Below are 19,439 nucleotides of genomic sequence, written 5' to 3'. Positions count from 1 at the left end.
ATCGTCATCACTGCAGCGTGTTATACCATGACAAACCATTCCTTTAAAGTGTACGATCCGCCGGCATTCACTGCCAGGCATATGCAGCCCAGGCAGGAGCTGAACGCCATGCTGCAGCCCGATTTCGACAAATTCTTTATAGTAAGGGTTGAGGAGATGTACCGGCTGGTGCAGCGCCCTGTAAATGCCTGCCGCGCTACCACGCACAGCTGCCTGTTCCTCACTTCCGGTGAGGCCATCATGAAAATAGGCAGCCGTACCTACTGCCTGCATCCACATGAAATATTATTTGTGCCTGCGGGGCAGGTATTCTCATTCCAGCCCGGCGATGTAAATACCGGTTTCCTTTGCAATTTCCATAACGATACCCTTACCGGCCCTTTTGGCAAAACCGCGGTGCTGCAGGCCTTTGATTTTCTGAAGGTATGGGGTAACCCGTTGATACAGCTGCCGCAGGAAACATCGGCTTTTATATTGCAGCTTTTTCAGCGGCTGCTGCTCGATTATTCCCGGCATGGCCTGCAGCACCCGGATATTATTCAAACCTGTTTAAACACCCTGCTATGTGAGGTGAACCATGTGTACCGGCCCGCCGGCAGCCACGCGCCGCTGACAGGGCTGCAGATCGCACGCCGGTTCCAGGAGCTGGTATTTACACACATCCGCGACAAACACCGCGTTACCGATTATGCGGCAATGCTGCACATCAGCCCCAACCACCTCAATAAAACCGTAAAAGCCATTACCGGCCAGTCGCCCACTAAATGGATAGACGAAGCCATTATTCTGGAGGCCAAGGTGCTGCTTAACCAAAGCGGCATGAGCGTACAGGAGGTGTCGGCTGCAGTGGGCCTGGAAGATCCTTCCTATTTTACCCGCCTGTTTAAAAAATATGAAGGCTGCACCCCCACCCAATTCCGCCGGATGATTGAAAAATCCGGTTATTCCCTGCATATGTCCTAACAACAGGCAGCTGCACGCCGGAACTTTGCAGCATGTATCCGTACCTGTTATTCTTTCATTCGCTTGTACGCTGGCTGGTGCTGTTAAGCGTTGTTTACGCCCTGGTGCGGAGCGCCAGGGGCTGGGCCGGCAGGAGAAAGTTCACCGCCGCCGATAATACCGTGCGCCATGTAAGCGCCACCATTGCGCACATACAGCTGTTCCTGGGTTATGTGCTGTACTTTAACAGCCCGCTGATAGCCTATTTCCGGGCACACTATCATGAGGCGGTACAGCATTTTGAATTTCTTTTCTTTGGACTGGTACATATTGCGCTAATGACACTGGCCATTATCTGTATCACCATTGGCGCTTCCGTAGCCAAACGGCAGGAGGCTGCTGCTAACAAATTCCGCAGCATAACGCTTTGGTACGCCCTGGCGCTGCTGCTCATATTAATCGCCATTCCGTGGCCGTTTTCGCCGCTGGCGCACCGGCCTTACATCCGAACCTTTTAACTATGCTGCTGAAAACAAAGCTCGGAAGGCTGCGTATTATCGCCTTCCTGGAAGGGATTTCCCTGCTGATACTTGTGGGAGTGGCCGTACCCTTGAAATACGGCTGGCATAACCCGGCCCTGGTAAAGATCATGGGGCCTGTTCACGGGCTGCTGTTCCTGTTCTTTGTGCTGAATACGATCAGCGTGGGCATTGCCTATAAGTGGGAGTTTCGTATTACTACCTGGAAAGTGCTGCTGGCCTGCATTATACCATTCGGTACTTTTTACATTGACCGTAAAATATTATCCAGGCTGCCGCCGGTGATCTGATGCCGGCGCGCGATATTAACGGATGGCGATCACCCGCTCTTTGCTGTTGGCCAGCAGGGCTTTCACATCATCTTCCGTACCGGTAAAAGGCCCGGACGACTCAATCTTGAGCGTGGCCATGGCAGCGGCAAATTCCCCGGCTTCTTTAAAACCGGCGCCTTTGCTGCGCTGGTACAAATAGCCGGCCATATAGGTATCGCCGCAGCCGGTGGCATCTACTACGGTAGTGGGGCTGTATGCAGGTATGTGGTAAAAAGTATTGTTATGATAGATAACGGAGCCCATGCTGCCCAGGGTAATCACTACCTCCTTTACCCCCCAGCCGGCCAGCTCCCGGGCTGCTTCACTAACGGTACTGTAGCCGGTAAGCACTTCCATTTCATGCTCATTGGCTTTTAAAACATCTATGTACTGCAGCGCTTCTTTTTTTGCCGGCCAGTCAATAGCAACCACATTCCGGTTCTCTACCTTGCGCAGGTAGCCCTGCGCATCCAGCGATATTTTACCTCTTTCAGACAGGGCTTTGATCAGCGCCACAGGCATATCATCGGCCAGCAAAGGCCCCAGGTGGTAATATTTTGCGTGTATGGCCGCCAGCTGCTCCTTGGTAAACGGATCTGCTTTTTGCAGCACACGCTGCGTGCGGTGATCCTGGTTCTCTGCATAAATATTTTCAAAATACACCGTATGTGCGCTGGGCGTTACATGCACTTCAATGCCTTTTGCCCGCAGGGCCGTTACCACATGCATTTCACTTTCCGCCAGCCCGGTAACCAGGGTGTATTGCACATCCATATTACAAATGGCGTTGGAAAAGTAAAAAGAAGTACCGCCGGCCATATGCACTTCGGCTTTGGTGGTAACTACTTTATCCAGGGTAATGTGGCCTACGCAGCAAATATCGTACATGGGTAACGGTATGAAAGTAATGGTTTGTTGTTTTTTGCAATGCACAAAAGTAGCTAAAGCAGGGTTGATTGCCAATATTTATATATGGCAGGATTGTAACCTGTAGGTAACCAGCACTTTATTTACCCTGCCCGGCTTGACTTTCCGGGCTTTTTTCGCCATTTTTGGTAAGCATAACTACTGCTTATGAAGCTGTTTCTGCTAATAGGCACTTGCCTGCCCCTTTTCCTGTTTGCACAGCACACCCATACACCTGCCAACCCTGCAGCTGTTATTGAAGATATAGACCCCCAGCCATTGCTGGCCCAGGCATTACGGCTGCAGGATGCCCTTACTTTCCTGGGCAGCGCCTTACCGCCGGCAGCTGCGCAACAGCTGCATAACCTGCAGCAGCAGGCCCTTACGCCGGCTACGGCCATACAGGTGCAAAAAATATTGGACCCGTATTGCCTGGCCATGGTAGACATTAATCCCGAAGCACGCGTAAAGGTGAGCCGCGGCCAGGCCAAAGCTGTGCTTACGCAGGGCGGCTGGACCAGCTTCCTGGTAAAAGTGCACAACCAGGCCGGCGTCACCGCCCGGCTGGAGGCCACCAGCGCCAATGCCCTGCCCGACCTCCACATAGGCACCTTTACCGACCGGCCCGTGCCCGAAGCCCGCAAACTTACAGCGGGGCAGGTACAGCAACGTTTCCTGGAAATACAGCTGTACCGCAACCCGCCCCTGCTGCCCAACCTCTCCGGCTTTCCGCTGGAATATGCTGTTGTGCAGGTATACAGCAAAACCGCAGGTCCACGGGAGGCTGACCTGGGTTTTAATATAGGCCACGGCACGCAGGATATTGGTTTCCGCAACAGCATACCGGTGCTGTTTAACATACGGCCCGCGGTAAAAGTAATGCTGCAGGTGCAGGATGATGACGGCGCCCCGGCAATGGCCGCCTTCACCATTACCGACGGGATAAACCGCATACCCTATGATAAAGACAACGATTACCGTTTAAACCTTGCCCGGGAAGAATATGGCGAACCTTCCAATGCGCTCACCGGTATTTATCCCCTGCCCTCCCGGCGCGTGGCGGCTTATGATGAGTACCCCGATTTCTTTTTTCAGCCGCAGGTGTACCGCAGCAGCGGCGAGCATGTAATGCTGGCCCCCGGCCGCTACCACATTACCTTTACACGCGGCCCGGAATATAAAACCCTGTCCCGCGAGCTGGTGATCCCCGAAGGTAAAAACACCATTACCGCTACCTTTCGCCTGCAACGGTGGGTAAATATGGCAAAGCTGGGCTGGTACAGCGCAGATCATCATGTGCATGCAGCCGGCTGCAGCCATTATGAAAGCCCGCAGGAAGGCGTAACGCCGGCAGATATGTGGCGGCAGGTGCTGGGCGAAGACCTGAATGTAGCAGCCGTGCTTACCTGGGGCCCCGGCTGGTATCACCAGAAACAATATTTTACCGGGCAAACAGATACGCTTTCCACTGCCAGCAATGTAATGCGTTATGATGTGGAGGTTTCCGGTTTTCCCTCCTCCCACTGCGGGCACCTGGTGCTGCTGCGCTTAAAGGAAGATGATTATCCCGGTACTAAGATCATAGAAGACTGGCCCAGCTGGACACAGCCCGTGCTGCAATGGGCGCATGCCCAGGGCGCTGTTACCGGCTATGCGCACTCCGGCTGGGGACTGGAGCCCACGCGCCCCACCACCGCGCTGCCTAATAATGTGCTGCCCAAAATGGACGGCATAGGCGCCAACGAATATGTAGTAACCGTAACAAAAGGGCTGGTAGATTTTTACAGCGCCGGCGATACGCCCGCCCCCTGGGAGCTGAACATGTGGTACCATACGCTGAACTGCGGCTTTCGCACACGCCTGAGCGGGGAAACAGATTTTCCCTGCATTTTTGACGAGCGCGTAGGCATTGCCCGCAGCTACTTTAAGCCCAACGGCCCTTTGAGCTACGAAAGCTATGTAGCTGCTATTAAAAAGGGCCGCTGCTATGTATCAGACGGGCGCTCCCATATTATTGACTTTAAAGTGAACGGCCTGGAAGCAGGTACAGACAGCAGCGTGCTGGATATAAAAGCGCCGCAGGCACTGCACATCAGCGCACGTGTGGCCGCTATGTTGCCCGAACAACAGGATGCCGCCGGCCGGCATATTGCAGAACGCCCGCTGGCGGCGCCCTACTGGCATATTGAGCACGCGCGCATTGGCAACAGCCGCAAAGTAGCGGTAGAGCTGATTGTGAACGGTGTGCCTGCAGATACGGCATTGATTACGGCAAACGGCAGCTGGAACAATATACAGTTTACCTGCACGCCGCAGCAATCATCCTGGGTGGCGCTGCGCATTCTTTACAGCGCACATACCAACCCCGTGTTTGTAACCATTAACCATCAGCCCGTGTGCGTACAGGAAAGCGCGGCCTGGTGCAGCAAAGCAGTTGACCAGTGCTGGAAAATGAAGCAGCAGAACATACGCCCCGCTGAACGTGCGGCCGCAGCTGCGGCCTACGAGCAGGCGCGTAACGTGTATAATGCCATGATTGTGCAAAACAAAAGATAGTGTAACACTATGCTTCCCCGCCTTCAAATTTAATCAGCCATTGCACGCTGAACCGGTCGGCCAGCATCCCAAACCAGGCGTTGCTGGCTACCATTTTTAAAGGACAAATAACATGGCCGCCTGCTGAAAGGCGGTAAAACAGGCGGTGCGCCTCCTGCCGGCTGCCGGCGCTGATAGCCACGGCAAAATTTTCACCGGGCATATGATCGCCCATGTCTGCGGGCCGGTCGCTGCCCATTAGTGTGGTAAGGCGCCCCACAGGCAGGGAAATGTAAATGATCTTTTGCCCTTCATCATCCGGCAAAATCACGTCGTCTGTTATCTCATGCAAACGGGTTTTCTGATAGAACTGGCCGCCGAACACAGACTGGTAAAAGTCAAAGGCCTCTTCACAATTACCGTCAAAAGTGAGGTAAGGGCTTACTGCTGCCATTATCGCTGTTGTTAGTTAGTAAATAAAAGGATAGCCGCTTTTATTAAACCGGTCAATGTAAAGCTAGGGGGATGCGGTTAATTGTATGGGTTGTTACCGCGACAATATTGGGGTGCTATGCGACATTACACCACCGTTACTTTAATGCCGGTATCTTCCAGGGTTTTAAGGATGTGGGCAGAGATACCTTTGTCGGTAATGATCTCGTCCACATCTTCCAGCCCGCAAATACGGCCGAAACCGCGTTTGCCGAATTTGGTGGAGTCGGCCAGCACAATGGTCTTTTGCACGGTGGCAATCATTTTCTGGTTCAGGTGGGCTTCCATAATATTGGTAGTGGTAAGGCCAAATTCCGTGTCAATACCATCTACTCCCAGGAATAATTTACTGCAGGAAAAGTCTTCCAGTATTTTTTCGGCATAAGGCCCGGTCACGGATGAAGAGCTGTTGCGCAGCAGTCCGCCCAGCTGTATCACTTCTATTTCCGGGAAGCGGAGCAGCTCCAGGGCCACGTTCAGGGCAGCCGTTATTACGGTCAGGTGCCCTTTAGGGTGAATGCTGCGCGCCAGGGAATGCACGGTGGTGCCGGAAGCAATAATAATAGCGTCGTTAGGATCAATAAGGGCGGCAGCGGCCTGGCCTATATCGTGCTTTTCATCCCGCCGTATCTGTTCCTTTTCATTTACCGGCTTATCATTGGTATAAGGGTTATGCATCATAGCCCCGCCGTGCGAGCGGAACAACAAGGCCCTGTCCTCCAGTAGTTTCAGGTCCTTACGAATGGTTACACCGGAAACATCCAGCTCTTTACACAAGTCTACCACGCTCACATACCCCTTTTCATACAGCTTGTCCAGTATAAATTTATGGCGTTCAGCAATATTGATCATAGACATGCCCCTAATTTAAAATATTAAGTCCTGTTGCAACAGAAAATTTTCCGAATTGCCGGTTTGGTGCTTTTATATACAAAGATGACCATTCTTTGCTTTCGTTTTATTTCATAACAGTTATTTAACGCAGGCAATTGAAATACAAATAAAAGCAATCAGTAACATTCATCCAAGCCCTCAGGCTAATTAGTATATACGCGGAACCAGTTAATTTATCTTGTAATTCCGGCCAGGCTTCCATTCAACCAAAATATTTTTGCTTTTTCATATTATTTTATATTTTGGTTTCGATTTGTTTTATTTTGCATCCAAATATAACGCAAATCGAAAGCTTATAAAAGCAAGCACCTAATAAAATGAACAGAACGGATTATATCACACAACTCAGGCAAGCCCCCGCACGGCAATGGGATATTGTGATCATCGGCGGCGGCGCTACCGGCCTGGGAATAGCCATGGATGCAGCTACCCGCGGTTACCACACCTTATTGCTGGAACAGGCCGATTTTGCCAAAGGCACCTCCAGCCGCAGCACCAAGCTGGTACATGGCGGCGTACGCTACCTGGCCCAGGGCGATGTGGCCCTGGTACGGGAAGCCCTTTATGAAAGAGGTCTGCTGCTGGCCAACGCACCGCACCTGGCCCACAACCAGGATTTCATCATCCCGCAATATGCCTGGTGGCAGGGTCCTTTTTATACCATTGGTTTAAAAATATACGACCTGCTCTCCGGCCGTTTAAGCCTGGGACGTTCCCGCCACATCGGTAAAAAGGAAGTGCTCCGCAGGCTGCCCAATATTTACCAACAGGGCCTGAAAGGCGGTATTGTTTACCACGACGGGCAGTTTGATGATGCCCGCCTGGCCGTGAACATGGCCCAAACTGCTGCAGAGCATGGGGCTGCGCTGCTGAACTACTTTAAGGTAACCGGCCTGCATAAGGACGCTAACGGCCGCATTAACGGCGTACAGGCCAAAGACCTGGAAAGCGGCAACACCTATAATATACCTGCCAAAATAGTGATCAACGCCACCGGCGTGTTTGTAGACGAGATACTGCAGCTGGACAATCCCGGCGCACGGCCCATGGTAAAGCCCAGCCAGGGCGTGCATGTGGTGCTGGACGCCTCTTTCCTGCAAAGCAGCAGCGCCATTATGATCCCTAAAACCGACGACGGGCGTGTGCTCTTTGCCGTACCCTGGCACAATAAAGTGCTGCTGGGCACTACTGATACGCCGCTGGACGAGCATAGCCTGGAACCAGTGGCGCTGGAACAGGAAATAGATTTTATCTTGCGTACTGCTGCCAGGTACCTCTCCCGCCCGCCGGCCCGCAGCGATGTGCTGAGCGTATTTGCCGGCCTGCGGCCGCTGGCTGCGCCGCAAAAGAGCACGGGCAGCACCAAGGAGATTTCGCGCAGCCATAAAATACTGGTGGCGCCTTCGCGTTTGATCACCATTACCGGCGGTAAATGGACCACCTTCCGCCGCATGGCGGAAGACACGGTTAACCAGGCCATTGCCACCGGCGGCTTACCCGCAGCTGCCTGCCATACCAAAGATCTTCACATTCACGGCTATACGGAACATCCGTCGGCAACGGAACCCATGAACGTGTACGGCAGCGATGCCCCGTTGCTGGAAGCGCTCACGGCTATGCAGCCCGAGCTGGCGCAGCCTTTGCATGCCCGCCTGCCCTATATAAAGGCGCAGGTAATATGGGCTGTGCGCAGTGAAATGGCCCGTACCGTAGAAGATGTGCTGGCGCGCCGCCTGCGCGCGCTGTTCCTGGATGCGCGGGCAGCCATGGACATGGCCCCGCAGGTAGCCGCATTAATGGCGCCGGAGCTGGGCAAAGATGAAAGCTGGCAAAAAGCGCAGGTACAGGCCTTTAATACCGTGGCCCGGCATTACCTGCTGCAGCAGGAGCCGCACCGGGTAACTGCATAGGTTATACGAATATGAATTTTGGAATACTGATACATCCACGTAGTTAAAAAGGAAAACATGAACAAATACATTATGGCCCTGGACCAGGGAACTACCAGCTCAAGAGCCATCTTATTTGACCATTCAGGCGCTATTGTTTCCGTTGCGCAAAAAGAGTTTACCCAGCTTTTTCCACAACCGGGATGGGTGGAGCACGACCCGGCAGAGATCTGGAGCAGCCAGATAGGCGTAGCTACGGAAGCTATTGCCAAAGCAGGTACAGACGGCGCTCATATTGCCGCCATCGGCATTACCAACCAGCGCGAAACCACCATCGTATGGGACCGCAAAACCGGTAAGCCGGTGCACAACGCCATTGTTTGGCAGGACCGCCGCACCGCGGCTTACTGCGACTCGCTGAAAGCAGCAGGACACGAAAAAATGATCCGCGAAAAAACAGGCCTGGTAATAGACGCCTATTTTTCCGGTACTAAAATAAAATGGATACTGGATAACGTACCCGGCGCCCGCGAACGCGCACAGAAAGGCGAGCTGGCCTTTGGTACGGTAGACAGCTGGCTGATATGGAACCTCACACACGGCGCCGTACATGCCACCGATATTACCAACGCATCGCGCACCATGCTGTTTAACATTCATACACAGGCATGGGACAATGAATTACTGCAGCTGCTGGAGGTGCCCGCCGCTATGCTGCCGGAGGTAAAGCAATCCAGCGAAGTTTACGGGCAAACCACGCCCGGTATGTTTGCAGCGCAAATTCCTATTTCCGGTATTGCCGGCGATCAGCATGCCGCCCTGTTCGGGCAAATGTGCACAGCGCCCGGCATGGTAAAGAACACCTATGGCACCGGCTGTTTTATGCTCATGAACATTGGCGATAAGCCCATCATCAGCAGCAACAACCTGGTAACCACCGTGGCATGGAAGGTAAATGGCAAGGTGCAGTATGCGCTGGAAGGCAGCATTTTCATTGCCGGCGCCATTGTACAGTGGCTGCGCGACGGGCTGGGGATCATCCGCTCCTCATCTGAAGTGGAAGCGCTGGCCAACCGCGTTGCCTGCAACGACGGTGTGTACCTGGTGCCTGCTTTTGCCGGCCTGGGCGCACCTCACTGGGAGCAGCATGCGCGCGGCACGCTGGTAGGCATGACCCGCGGCACCACTGCCGCACATATTGCCCGTGCAGCGCTGGAAAGCATTGCCTACCAAACAGTAGACGTATTAAAAGCAATGGAAGCCGATGCCAATATGCAGATAAAAGAGCTGCGGGTAGATGGCGGCGCTACTGCCAACAACCTGCTGATGCAGTTCCAGGCCGATGTGCTGAACACCACAGTTGTGCGCCCGCGCATTACAGAAACCACTGCCATGGGCGCCGCTTACCTGGCCGGCCTGGCCACCGGTTACTGGAAAAGCCTGGAAGAAATAAGTAGCCAGTGGCAGGTAGAAAAAACCTTTACGCCGGATGGCGGGCAAGCCCGCCGCGATGAGTGTATCAACGGGTGGAACCGCGCAGTAAAAACTGCCAAGGTATGGGCCGCTGCTGAATAAAAAACGTTATGCTAAAACTAAACTGAACCAATAACATGCATCCTTTACTGGCAGAATTCCTCGGTACTGCATTACTGATACTGTTGGGCAACGGCGTTGTAGCCAACGTGGTGCTCCACAAAACAAAGGGCAACAGCAGCGGGTGGATAGTGATTACCACCGGCTGGGCGCTGGCCGTATTTGTAGGCGTGGTGCTGGCCACCCCTTACAGCGGCGCTCACCTGAACCCCGCTGTAACCATTGCGCTGGCCGTTGCCGGCAAGTTTGCCTGGGCAGCAGTGCCCGGCTTCATTGCCGCACAAATGGTAGGCGCCATGGCAGGCTCATTCCTGGTATGGCTGAACTATAAAGACCACCTGGATGAAACGCCCGACGCAGGCTTGCAGCGGGCCGTATTTTGCACAACGCCGGCTATACGTAAAATTGGCCGTAACATGATATGCGAGATCACCGGCACCTTTGTGCTGCTGTTCACCATCTTTTACTTTACCAATGCGGAAATGGGGCCGGATAAAACGCCGGTAGGCCTGGGCTCCCTGGGCGCGCTGCCTGTGGCTTTGCTGGTATGGTCAATAGGGCTGTCATTAGGCGGCACCACCGGTTATGCTATTAACCCGGCCCGCGATCTTGGCCCGCGTATCATGCATGCGCTGCTGCCCATTAAAGGCAAACAGGACAACGACTGGAGCTATGCCTGGGTACCCGTAATAGGGCCTGTTATAGGCGGTGTACTGGCCGCGGCATTGTACCTGTGCATAAAATAAACAAGGGAACCAGTCGGCATATATTAATGTCATGTGAAATGTATCAACCAAGTTAAAAAGTAGTAGCATACACTACTCCGGAGGAGGACAAAAGACAGGTTATAAGACATACAGCGGCACGGCTAAAGCCGGGCATGGGGATATTTTTTTCAATTTTCTTTTCTACACTAAAACATATGCAGATGAAAAAGCGTACCACCATGGCCGTTATGGCCGGTACCCTGGCCCTGGCCGGCTATTGCCTGATGGGCTGCAAAACAGCAAAACATGCTACTGCCTCCGGCAACAGCATGCCGGCTTTTTATAAGGTAGGGCACCGGGGCACCCGCGGGCTGATGCCGGAAAACACCATTCCCGCCATGATAAAAGGTATTGAAACCGGCGCCAACACCATTGAGTTTGATGTGCATATTACGCGGGACGGAAAGGTAGTGGTGTATCACGATGCCTCCCCTACCCCTTCCTATACCACCATGCCTGATGGCAGCGATATTAATCCTGCAGACCGCGGCAAGTACACTTTTTATAAGATGGACTATGCAGACATACGCCGCTTCATCATAGGTGAAAAGCCTTACCCGGCTTTCCCGGAACAGCAGCGCATGCGCAGCTATGCTCCCCTGCTATCTGAAATGATCGACTCGGTAGAAGCCTATACCACGGCGCATCACCTGCCGGCGGTATATTACCTGCTGGAAATTAAATCATCTGAAAAAACAGATGGTACAGAACAACCGGCGCCGGAGGAATACTTACAAAAGCTGATGTCCGTGAAACAGCTGGCTCCCCTGGGCAAACGCCTGCTTATACAGTCGTTTGACATGCGCCCGCTGCAAATACTGCACCGCACGCACCCGGATATTAAGCTTGGCTTCCTGACCAGCGATAAAAAGCACACTTTTGAGCAGCACCTGGAGCAGCTTGGCTTTACGCCCTACTTCTACAACCCGGAATACCACATGGTTACCAAAGAGCTGGTAGATAAATGCCATGCCCAGCACATACAAATTGTTCCGTGGACCGTGGAAACCGCTGCCGAAATGCAAAGCCTGAAAGCGCTGGGCGTAGATGGCATTATTACTGACTATCCAAACAGAATAAAAGAAGCAGGCCTGTAATTACATGGAGCAGGCTAAAAAGAATATAAAATGTAAAATTTTAAATACTAAATGTAAAGGTAAGATACTACGACACCAGGTACAGCACTATGTTAACCGGGTTTCACTTTTACATGCTGGGCTTATGATTTTACATTCTTTGGGTGGGCTCCATATACTATATCCTGTATCAACCAAAATAAAAACTGTCTAAAACAAACACAAAACAAACGTTTATGAAACTGCTACCAAGATTCCACACATTAAGCCGGCTAAGGGTCTTGATGTTATCGATGGGGATCATCTGCATGCAAGCATTATCCCTTCAGGCGCAAGACCTGCCTGTTACCGGAAAGGTTACCGCCGCCAACGACTTACCGTTGATAGGCGTGAATATCCAGGTGGCCGGTACCTCCCACGGCACTGCTACCGGCGCTGATGGGTCATTTAAGATTAACGCTCCTGTGGGCGCTACCCTTAAGTTTTCCTTTATCGGGTACCTGCCCAAAGAAATAAAAGTAACCAACGCGGGTCCGCTTACCGTAAAGCTGGAAGAAGACGTACAAAAGCTGAACGACGTAGTGGTGGTAGGTTACGGCACACAAAAGAAAGCCACCCTTACCGGCTCTATTACTACTGTTGAAATGATTGACAAGGCAGGGCAGCCGATCACCAACGTTAGTAACGCCCTGCAGGGTGTTCCCGGCGTGTTTGCCAGCCTGGGTAACAGCCAGCCCGGTGTGGACAGGAGCACCATCCGCATCCGTGGTATGGGTACCTTAAGCAACAACGACCCGCTGGTGCTGGTAGATGGTATTGAATATTCCATGGACGAGCTGAACCCGAATGACATCGAAAGCGTTACGGTGCTGAAAGACGCTGCTGCCGCTATCTACGGTTCCCGTGCCGCCAATGGCGTAATACTGGTAACCACTAAAAAAGGTAAAGGCGCTTCCCGCGTAAACTACAGCTACTATTACGGACAGCAAAAGACCACTTACCTGCCGGATGCAATTGATGATCCGATTGTTTACATGAAGCTGAAGAACCAGGCCAACATCAATGAAGGCAAAGCCCCGGATTATTCCGATGCTGAAATTGCCGAATACGAGCAGGGCATGAAAACAGATCACTTTACTTATCCGGCGAATAACTGGTACGATATTGCGCTGAAAAACGGCGTTATACAAAAGCATGACCTGAGCGTATCAGGCAGCGGCGATAAATACCAGTACCGCCTGTCATTAGGCTACCTGGACCGTGACGGTATACTTTTCGGCCCCGGTAACCACGAGAAAAAATACTCCGTTGGCATCAACACCAGCGTACAGGTAAACGAGCGCCTGAAAGTAGGGATGACGTTGGATGGCTACTACCGTAATTATACCATTCCGTTTTATAACAGCATTTGGCAGTACCTTTCCCGCACCCTGCCCATTCTTTCCGATACGCTGGCAGATGGCCGCTACGGTAACTCCTGGCTGCGCACACCCGGCCGCAACAACTGGGAGCACCCGCGCATGCTGGCTTACAACGGCCTGCAAACAAAAGTGGTACAGCGCTTCCTGAGCACTGTATTCGCAGAGTACAAGCTGCCGTTTGACATTACCTATAACATTAAATTCGGTGTTGACAAATATGACGGCCTGCTGAGCGGCTTTACACCCAGGATGCAGACCTTTAACCCGAAAACCGGCGCCGCCACCAACTGGAACAGCCCGGCCACCGCGCCCCGCGCTGCCAAGGACGATTACAACGACATGAACATTCACTTCTACAACACGCTGAACTGGCAGCACACGTTTGTGCAGAAGCATAATGTAGCGGTGATGTTAGGCGCCTCTTACGACAACTACGATTCAGATACCTGGGGCACCAGCATGTACGGCTTCCTGGATAGAACGCTGGATGCCTTTGACGCCGCTACTACATGGAATGCGACTAACGGCAACACCACCCGCGATGTGCTGGAGTCTTACTTTGGCCGTTTGAACTATGATTATGATGGCAAATACCTGCTGGAGCTTGCTTTCCGCAGTGACGGCTCCTCCCGTTTCAGCCCTAATGGCCAATACCGCTGGGGCTTCTTCCCATCTGCATCTGCCGGCTGGCGTATAGATAAGGAAAACTTTTTCAAGTCAAACTTTATTGACCTGTTGAAGCTCCGCGTATCTGCCGGCTCCATGGGTAACCAGGCAGTGCCCCTGTACAGCTACCGGTCTTCCGTGCAGCTGGGACAAGATTACAGCTTCCACGGCGTGCTCAACTCCGGCGCTGCTACCTTAAACTATGTAGATCCTACCATTCACTGGGAAACTACTACTACCTATAACGCCGGTGCAGACATCAATTTCTGGAAAAACCGTATAGGCGTTACGTTAGATGCATATAAGAAACATACCACCGGCATTTTGCGCCAGGTACAGATACCGGCACAGGTGGGCAACCTGGGCGGCCCGCAGCGCAACATTGGTGTAGTGGACAACTCCGGCCTGGAGCTCACGGTACAATACCGCAATAACATCGGTGCTTTCGACTATGGTATTAACGGTAGCGTATCATATAACAGCAATAAAATATCAGACCTGAACGGTGAAACCGTTATCAATTCCGACGGTACCATCCTGAAAGAAGGCTACGCCATCAACTCCTTCTACATTCTGCAGGCAGAAGGCCTGTTCCAGTCACAGGAAGAAGTAGACCACAGCGCCACACAAAGCGTGAACACCAAACCCGGTTACATTAAGTTCAAAGATGTGGATGGCAACGGCATTATCAACGGCGACGACCGTGTGATCGTTAACACTTCATCCATGATACCCAAAGTGACGTATGGCTTTGGCATTAACCTGGGTTATAAAGGCGTTTCACTCAACGCTTCTTTCCAGGGCGTGGCCGGCGTAAAGGTACTGCCTACCGCTAACCTGGCCTATCCGTTCAACAACGGCGCCAACGCTACCTGGGAATGGACCACCGATGCCTGGACCCCGGAAAACCCGAACGCCAGGCTGCCTATCGTAACTACCAGCACCGGCTCTGCCGACAACTTCCAGCGCTCTACCTTCTGGTTAAGGGATAACTCTTACCTGCGTATGAAAAATATACAGCTGGGTTATGCACTGCCCGAAAGGTGGCTGTCAAAGGTTAAGATCAGCAAGCTCTCTGTTTTCGTTAATGCGCAGAACCTGCTGACCTTTGCCAAATACAAAGATTTTGACCCGGAAGCCATACTGGACCGCAATGACCTGTACAGCTACCCGATGCTGAAAACCTACAGCGGTGGCCTGAACGTTACTTTTTAAACCACGAAAAAAAACAAACTGATGAAAAAGATATTTCTTTTAATAGCTGGCGCCGGTTTCCTGGCAATGGGCTGCAACAAAAGCCTGCTGGACACTTCCCCGCATGACCGGTATACCGAAGATATTTTCTGGACCACGCCCGAAGCTGCGGCCGCAGGGCTTGCAGGCTGCTACTCTGTGCTGCGTAACGATGGTGTTTACGGCGGCAAAGGCAGTAACAACGCCACTGCTTTGTGGGATGAAACGCTCTCTCCTAACGCCTACAACTACAGCAATACCCTCAGCTTTAATTTCATTGCCGAAGGTCAGCAAATGGCCAGCACTACCGGCATCATCTCCAGCCGTTACGGCGACTGCTACAGCGGTATTGGCCGTTGCAATACTTTCCTGGCTAAAGTAGATGAAGTGGCCGACATGGATGAAGCCCTGAAAAAACGCATGAAGGGAGAAGCCAAGTTCCTGCGCGCATTGTACTACTTTACGCTGGAGAACTATTATGGCGATGTGCCGCTGATCCTGGACCCGCCGAATAACGAAACCCAGGGCCGCCTGCCCCGCACACCCCGTGCAGACGTGGTGAAACAGGTATTGGTTGACCTGGACAGCGCCGCGCAGATACTGCCCGCCAAATACTCCGGCAACGACATAGGCCGGGCTACCAAAGGCGCAGCCATGGCTTTAAAGGCCCGCGTACTGTTGTATGAGGCCAGCCCGCTGCTGAATACCGGCAACGACGTAACCAAGTGGCAGGCAGCTGCAGATGCCGCAAAAGCAGTAATGGGACTGAGCTACGGCCTGTTCGCGGATTACCGCTCTTTGTTCCTGCAGCCCAATGAGAATAACAAAGAGGTGATCTTTGACGTGCAATACCTGTTCCCGAACCAGGGCAGCTCTTTTGACCTGATTTGTACACAGTACAACACCAACGCTCCCCTGCGCGACCTGGCGCTGGCCTATTACATGAAAAACGGTTTGCCGATCACTGATCCGGCATCCGGCTACGATGCGGCTAACCCGTACCAGAACCGCGACCCGCGCCTGTATGCGACCTTTACCTATCCCGGTGATGTGTACAAAGGCGCCAAAATAGACTCTAACCGTTTTGCCATTACCGGCTACGGCATGAAAAAGTACAGTATTTATGACAGCATTGCGCCTCCCTCTGACAAATCAGATCTGAAAGGCGGCCAGTCAGACATCAACTTTATTGTACTGCGTTACGGCGACATCTTGCTGATGTACGCCGAAGCACAAAATGAAGCAGCCGGCCCGGATGCTACCGTATATGATGCGCTGAACCAGCTCCGCGACCGCGTGAAGATGCCGCATATACCTGCCGGCTTAACCAAAGACCAGATGCGTGCGGAAATACGCCATGAAAGACGCATTGAGCTGGCCGGCGAAGGCTTGTATTACAATGATGTGCGCCGCTGGAAAACGGCTGAAACAGTGCTGAACACACCCATCTACAGCTGGAGCGGCAAGTACCTGGAAAAACGCGCCTTTAACCCCCAAAGGGATTACTGGTGGCCTATTCCGCAGAATGAAAGAGATCTGAACCCCGAGCTGACACAGAACAACCTGTACTAGTGTGCAGATGTGCAAATATGCAGATGTACAGATGATGGGATGATGAGACGATAGAATAATGGATGTGCAGGTGTGTAAGTGTGCGAATGTGCAAATAATTATATTTGCACATCTGCATATTTGCACATCTGCACATCTGCTTTTAATGTGCTAAATCAAAACAATTATGAACGGATTAAGCAAAACATTTTCCGCCATGTTACTGGCAGGCGCTCTTGCGCTAACACAGGGCAATGCCGTTATGGCGCAGGCTATTGAGCGGCCCAAGCTGGTGGTAGGCATTGTGGTGGACCAGATGCGCTGGGACTACCTGTACCGCTATTATGACCGGTATGGCACCGGCGGTTTTAAACGGATGCTGGGCGAAGGCTTCTCCTGCGAGAACACGTTTATCAGCCACCTTCCCTCTTTTACAGCAGTAGGCCACAGCACCGTGTACACCGGCAGCGTGCCCGCCATCCACGGCATTACCGGCAACGACTGGCAGGACCAGGTGACCGGCCGCCACTGGTACTGTACCGAAGATACCACCGTACAACCTGTAGGCACCAGCAGCGCTGCCGGCAGAATGTCGCCGCATAATTTGCTGGCCACTACCATTACCGACGAATTACGTATAGCCACCAACTTCCGTTCCCGGGTAGTAGGCGTTTCGCTGAAAGACCGCGCCTCCATACTGCCTGCCGGGCATACGCCTACCGGCGCTTTCTGGCTGGACGACAGTAACGGTTGTTTTGTTACCAGCACCTGGTATATGAATGAGCTGCCCGGCTGGGTGCAACAATTCAATGCCCGCAAAGAGCCTGCACAGCTCATGTCTAAACCCTGGGAAACCCTGTACCCTATTAACACCTACGTGCAAAGCACGGCAGACGACTCCAGATGGGAAGGCGCATTTACAGGAGAAAAAGCGCCGGTGTTCCCGCATAACATGCCGGTTATTTATGCTAAAAGCCGCGGCACGCTGCGAACTACCCCTTTCGGCAACACGCTTACGCTGGACTTTGCCAAAGCAGCTGTTGCCGGCTACCGGCTGGGCAACGGCGCAGCCACGGATTTCCTGACCATTAACTGCGCTTCTACGGATTATGTAGGCCACCAGTTCGGCCCCAACTCCATTGAGGTGGAAGATACTTACCTGCGCCTGGATAAAGACCTTGCGGCCTTTTTCACTTATCTCGACGAGCATGTAGGTAAAGGCAAATACCTGGTGTTCCTGACTGCGGACCATGGCGCCGCTAACTCCGTAGGCTATTTGCAGGAACATAACATACCCGCCGGCTTTTTAGTTGAAAAAGGCGGACTAAGTGATGCGCTGAAAGAAAAATTCGGCGTTGGCGGGCTGGTACGCAATTTTATGAACTATCACATCAGCTTTAATGTAGATCGTATTGACTCTGCAAAGCTGGATTATGATACTGTTAAAAAAGAAGCGGTAAAATGGCTGCAGCAACAACCCGGTATACAAATGGCTGCCGATATTGATAATATTGGCAACAGCCCTATACCGGAGCCCATTAAGCACATGATCGTAAACGGGTATAATCCCAAACGCTGCGGCCCTGTAATGGTTATACCGGAGCCGGGCTGGTACCAGGGCTTTACCAAAGGCACCACGCATGGCAACTGGAACCCTTATGATATACATATCCCGCTGGTGTTCATGGGCTGGCATGTAAAACACGGCGCCAGCAACGAGAACGCATATATGACCGATATTGCACCCACTATTGCCGCCATGCTGCATATTCAAATGCCCAGCGGATGCGTTGGCAAACCGGTTAAGGCCGTTACCGGCCAGTAAGATATTAAATCAGTATTGCCATATTAAAATATAAAAAGCGGTCCCGGTGACCGCTTTTTAGTTTATGTACGGCAACGGCTGCAGGAGGTATGCGACATTTGAAAGTTTTATTTAAGTTTACAACATTGTAAAAGAAAATATGGACAGCTGATTGACTGATTATTTACCAGGGAATGAGAAAGAATTGCTTTTGGGCATTGCTGAAGGGGATGAAACAGCTTTCAGTCAGGTTTTTTATGCTTATTATCCCAGGCTTTTCAGCTTCATAAGCAAATTCGATCAGCAAACCGATAATATTGATGAAGCCATCCAGGAAACCTTTATCCGGGTTTGGATGTCGAGGGACCAGCTTCCGGGCATTGAGAATTTCAGGGCATGGATCTTTACGATTGCTTCCCGGGAGGCCATTGCCCTCATCCGCAAAAATTTACTTAAACAAAAGACCAGCGAAGCATATCAATCCAAACAAACTGCACAAGATCCTGAAACGCCCGCTGAAATTGTTCAGGCAGGAGAAATAAAAAGATTGGTAACAAAGGCAATCGAAGAGATGCCGCCTGCCCGCCGCCGCATTTACCAGATGAGCCGTGAGTTAGGTCTGAAACCTTCGGAGATTGCCTCCCGCCTGGGCCTGTCTGTAAACACCGTCAAAAACACACTTGTAACAGCCTTGCAGGATATCCGCAAATTCCTCTCCCAACATGGGCACTAGCCCCCGTTCCGGCTCCGGCGCCACCCCGCAATACCCGGTTTTTATAAATTTCTTCTGATCACAATAGTACGTTCTGAATTTTCATTC

Annotated in this window: 15 protein-coding genes; 12 read left to right on the top strand and 3 right to left on the bottom strand. The window is 52.2% G+C overall.

Annotation, left to right across the window (positions count from 1 at the left end; all coding sequences use genetic code 11):
- Positions 1-27 precede the first annotated feature (27 nt).
- Genes VFS25_RS04190 through VFS25_RS04180 form a run of 3 tightly spaced genes read left to right on the top strand, consistent with a single transcriptional unit; the run spans position 28 to position 1,771 of the window.
- Complete coding sequence (locus VFS25_RS04190) at positions 28-963, top strand: AraC family transcriptional regulator (protein ID WP_326460864.1); 936 nt, start codon at positions 28-30, stop codon at positions 961-963.
- A 32-nt stretch (positions 964-995) separates the two neighbouring features.
- Complete coding sequence (locus tag VFS25_RS04185) at positions 996-1,460, top strand: hypothetical protein (protein ID WP_326460863.1); 465 nt, start codon at positions 996-998, stop codon at positions 1,458-1,460.
- A 2-nt stretch (positions 1,461-1,462) separates the two neighbouring features.
- Positions 1,463-1,771, top strand: a complete 309-nt coding sequence (locus tag VFS25_RS04180; protein WP_326460862.1) for a DUF3817 domain-containing protein — start codon at positions 1,463-1,465, stop codon at positions 1,769-1,771.
- A 15-nt stretch (positions 1,772-1,786) separates the two neighbouring features.
- On the opposite strand, the gene VFS25_RS04175 is transcribed toward VFS25_RS04180, so the two are convergent.
- Positions 1,787-2,680 (bottom strand): PfkB family carbohydrate kinase, encoded by an 894-nt coding sequence (locus VFS25_RS04175; RefSeq protein WP_326460861.1) that lies wholly within the window; start codon positions 2,678-2,680, stop codon positions 1,787-1,789.
- A gap of 186 nt (positions 2,681-2,866) precedes the next feature.
- On the opposite strand from VFS25_RS04175, the gene VFS25_RS04170 reads away from it, so the two are divergent.
- Positions 2,867-5,254 (top strand): CehA/McbA family metallohydrolase, encoded by a 2,388-nt coding sequence (locus VFS25_RS04170; protein WP_326460860.1) that lies wholly within the window; start codon positions 2,867-2,869, stop codon positions 5,252-5,254.
- A gap of 7 nt (positions 5,255-5,261) precedes the next feature.
- Here VFS25_RS04170 and VFS25_RS04165 read toward each other — a convergent pair whose 3' ends face one another.
- Together VFS25_RS04165 and VFS25_RS04160 are read right to left on the bottom strand one after the other, a co-directional pair.
- Positions 5,262-5,687, bottom strand: coding sequence for a VOC family protein (locus tag VFS25_RS04165; RefSeq protein ID WP_326460859.1), 426 nt, complete (start codon positions 5,685-5,687; stop codon positions 5,262-5,264).
- 125 nt (positions 5,688-5,812) lie between these two features.
- Positions 5,813-6,583: a DeoR/GlpR family DNA-binding transcription regulator gene (locus tag VFS25_RS04160; RefSeq protein WP_326460858.1), complete on the bottom strand. Its 771-nt coding sequence runs from the start codon at positions 6,581-6,583 to the stop codon at positions 5,813-5,815.
- Between the two features lie 353 nt (positions 6,584-6,936).
- Between VFS25_RS04160 and VFS25_RS04155 the strand changes: the two genes are divergently transcribed.
- The 8 genes from VFS25_RS04155 to VFS25_RS04120 all read left to right on the top strand — a co-directional run bounded on the left by VFS25_RS04155 (position 6,937) and on the right by VFS25_RS04120 (position 19,352).
- Positions 6,937-8,529: a glycerol-3-phosphate dehydrogenase/oxidase gene (locus VFS25_RS04155; protein WP_326460857.1), complete on the top strand. Its 1,593-nt coding sequence runs from the start codon at positions 6,937-6,939 to the stop codon at positions 8,527-8,529.
- Positions 8,530-8,586: 57 nt separating this feature from the next.
- Positions 8,587-10,083 carry a glycerol kinase GlpK gene (gene glpK, locus VFS25_RS04150; RefSeq protein ID WP_326460856.1) on the top strand — a complete coding sequence of 499 codons (1,497 nt, stop codon included), beginning with the start codon at positions 8,587-8,589 and terminating at the stop codon, positions 10,081-10,083.
- A gap of 35 nt (positions 10,084-10,118) precedes the next feature.
- Positions 10,119-10,847 (top strand): MIP/aquaporin family protein, encoded by a 729-nt coding sequence (locus VFS25_RS04145; RefSeq protein ID WP_326460855.1) that lies wholly within the window; start codon positions 10,119-10,121, stop codon positions 10,845-10,847.
- 182 nt (positions 10,848-11,029) lie between these two features.
- A complete protein-coding gene (locus VFS25_RS04140) occupies positions 11,030-11,965 on the top strand; it encodes a glycerophosphodiester phosphodiesterase family protein (protein WP_326460854.1) in 936 nt (311 codons plus the stop codon).
- 287 nt (positions 11,966-12,252) lie between these two features.
- A complete protein-coding gene (locus VFS25_RS04135) occupies positions 12,253-15,246 on the top strand; it encodes a TonB-dependent receptor (RefSeq protein ID WP_326460853.1) in 2,994 nt (997 codons plus the stop codon).
- A gap of 21 nt (positions 15,247-15,267) precedes the next feature.
- The gene (locus tag VFS25_RS04130; protein WP_326460852.1) at positions 15,268-16,836 is read left to right on the top strand and encodes a RagB/SusD family nutrient uptake outer membrane protein; all 1,569 of its coding nucleotides are present in this window, start codon (positions 15,268-15,270) and stop codon (positions 16,834-16,836) included.
- Positions 16,837-17,002: 166 nt separating this feature from the next.
- On the top strand, positions 17,003-18,640 hold the full coding sequence (gene pafA, locus VFS25_RS04125) for an alkaline phosphatase PafA (RefSeq protein WP_326460851.1): 1,638 nt from the start codon (positions 17,003-17,005) through the stop codon (positions 18,638-18,640).
- A 151-nt stretch (positions 18,641-18,791) separates the two neighbouring features.
- On the top strand, positions 18,792-19,352 hold the full coding sequence (locus tag VFS25_RS04120) for an RNA polymerase sigma factor (RefSeq protein ID WP_326460850.1): 561 nt from the start codon (positions 18,792-18,794) through the stop codon (positions 19,350-19,352).
- The last annotated feature ends 87 nt before the right edge of the window (positions 19,353-19,439 follow it).

Origin of the sequence: Chitinophaga sp. (genome assembly GCF_035761305.1) — a bacterium.
Taxonomy (GTDB): domain Bacteria; phylum Bacteroidota; class Bacteroidia; order Chitinophagales; family Chitinophagaceae; genus Chitinophaga.
Note: the sequence above shows the minus strand (reverse complement) of the source record. Positions and strands in the feature narration are given on the sequence as shown.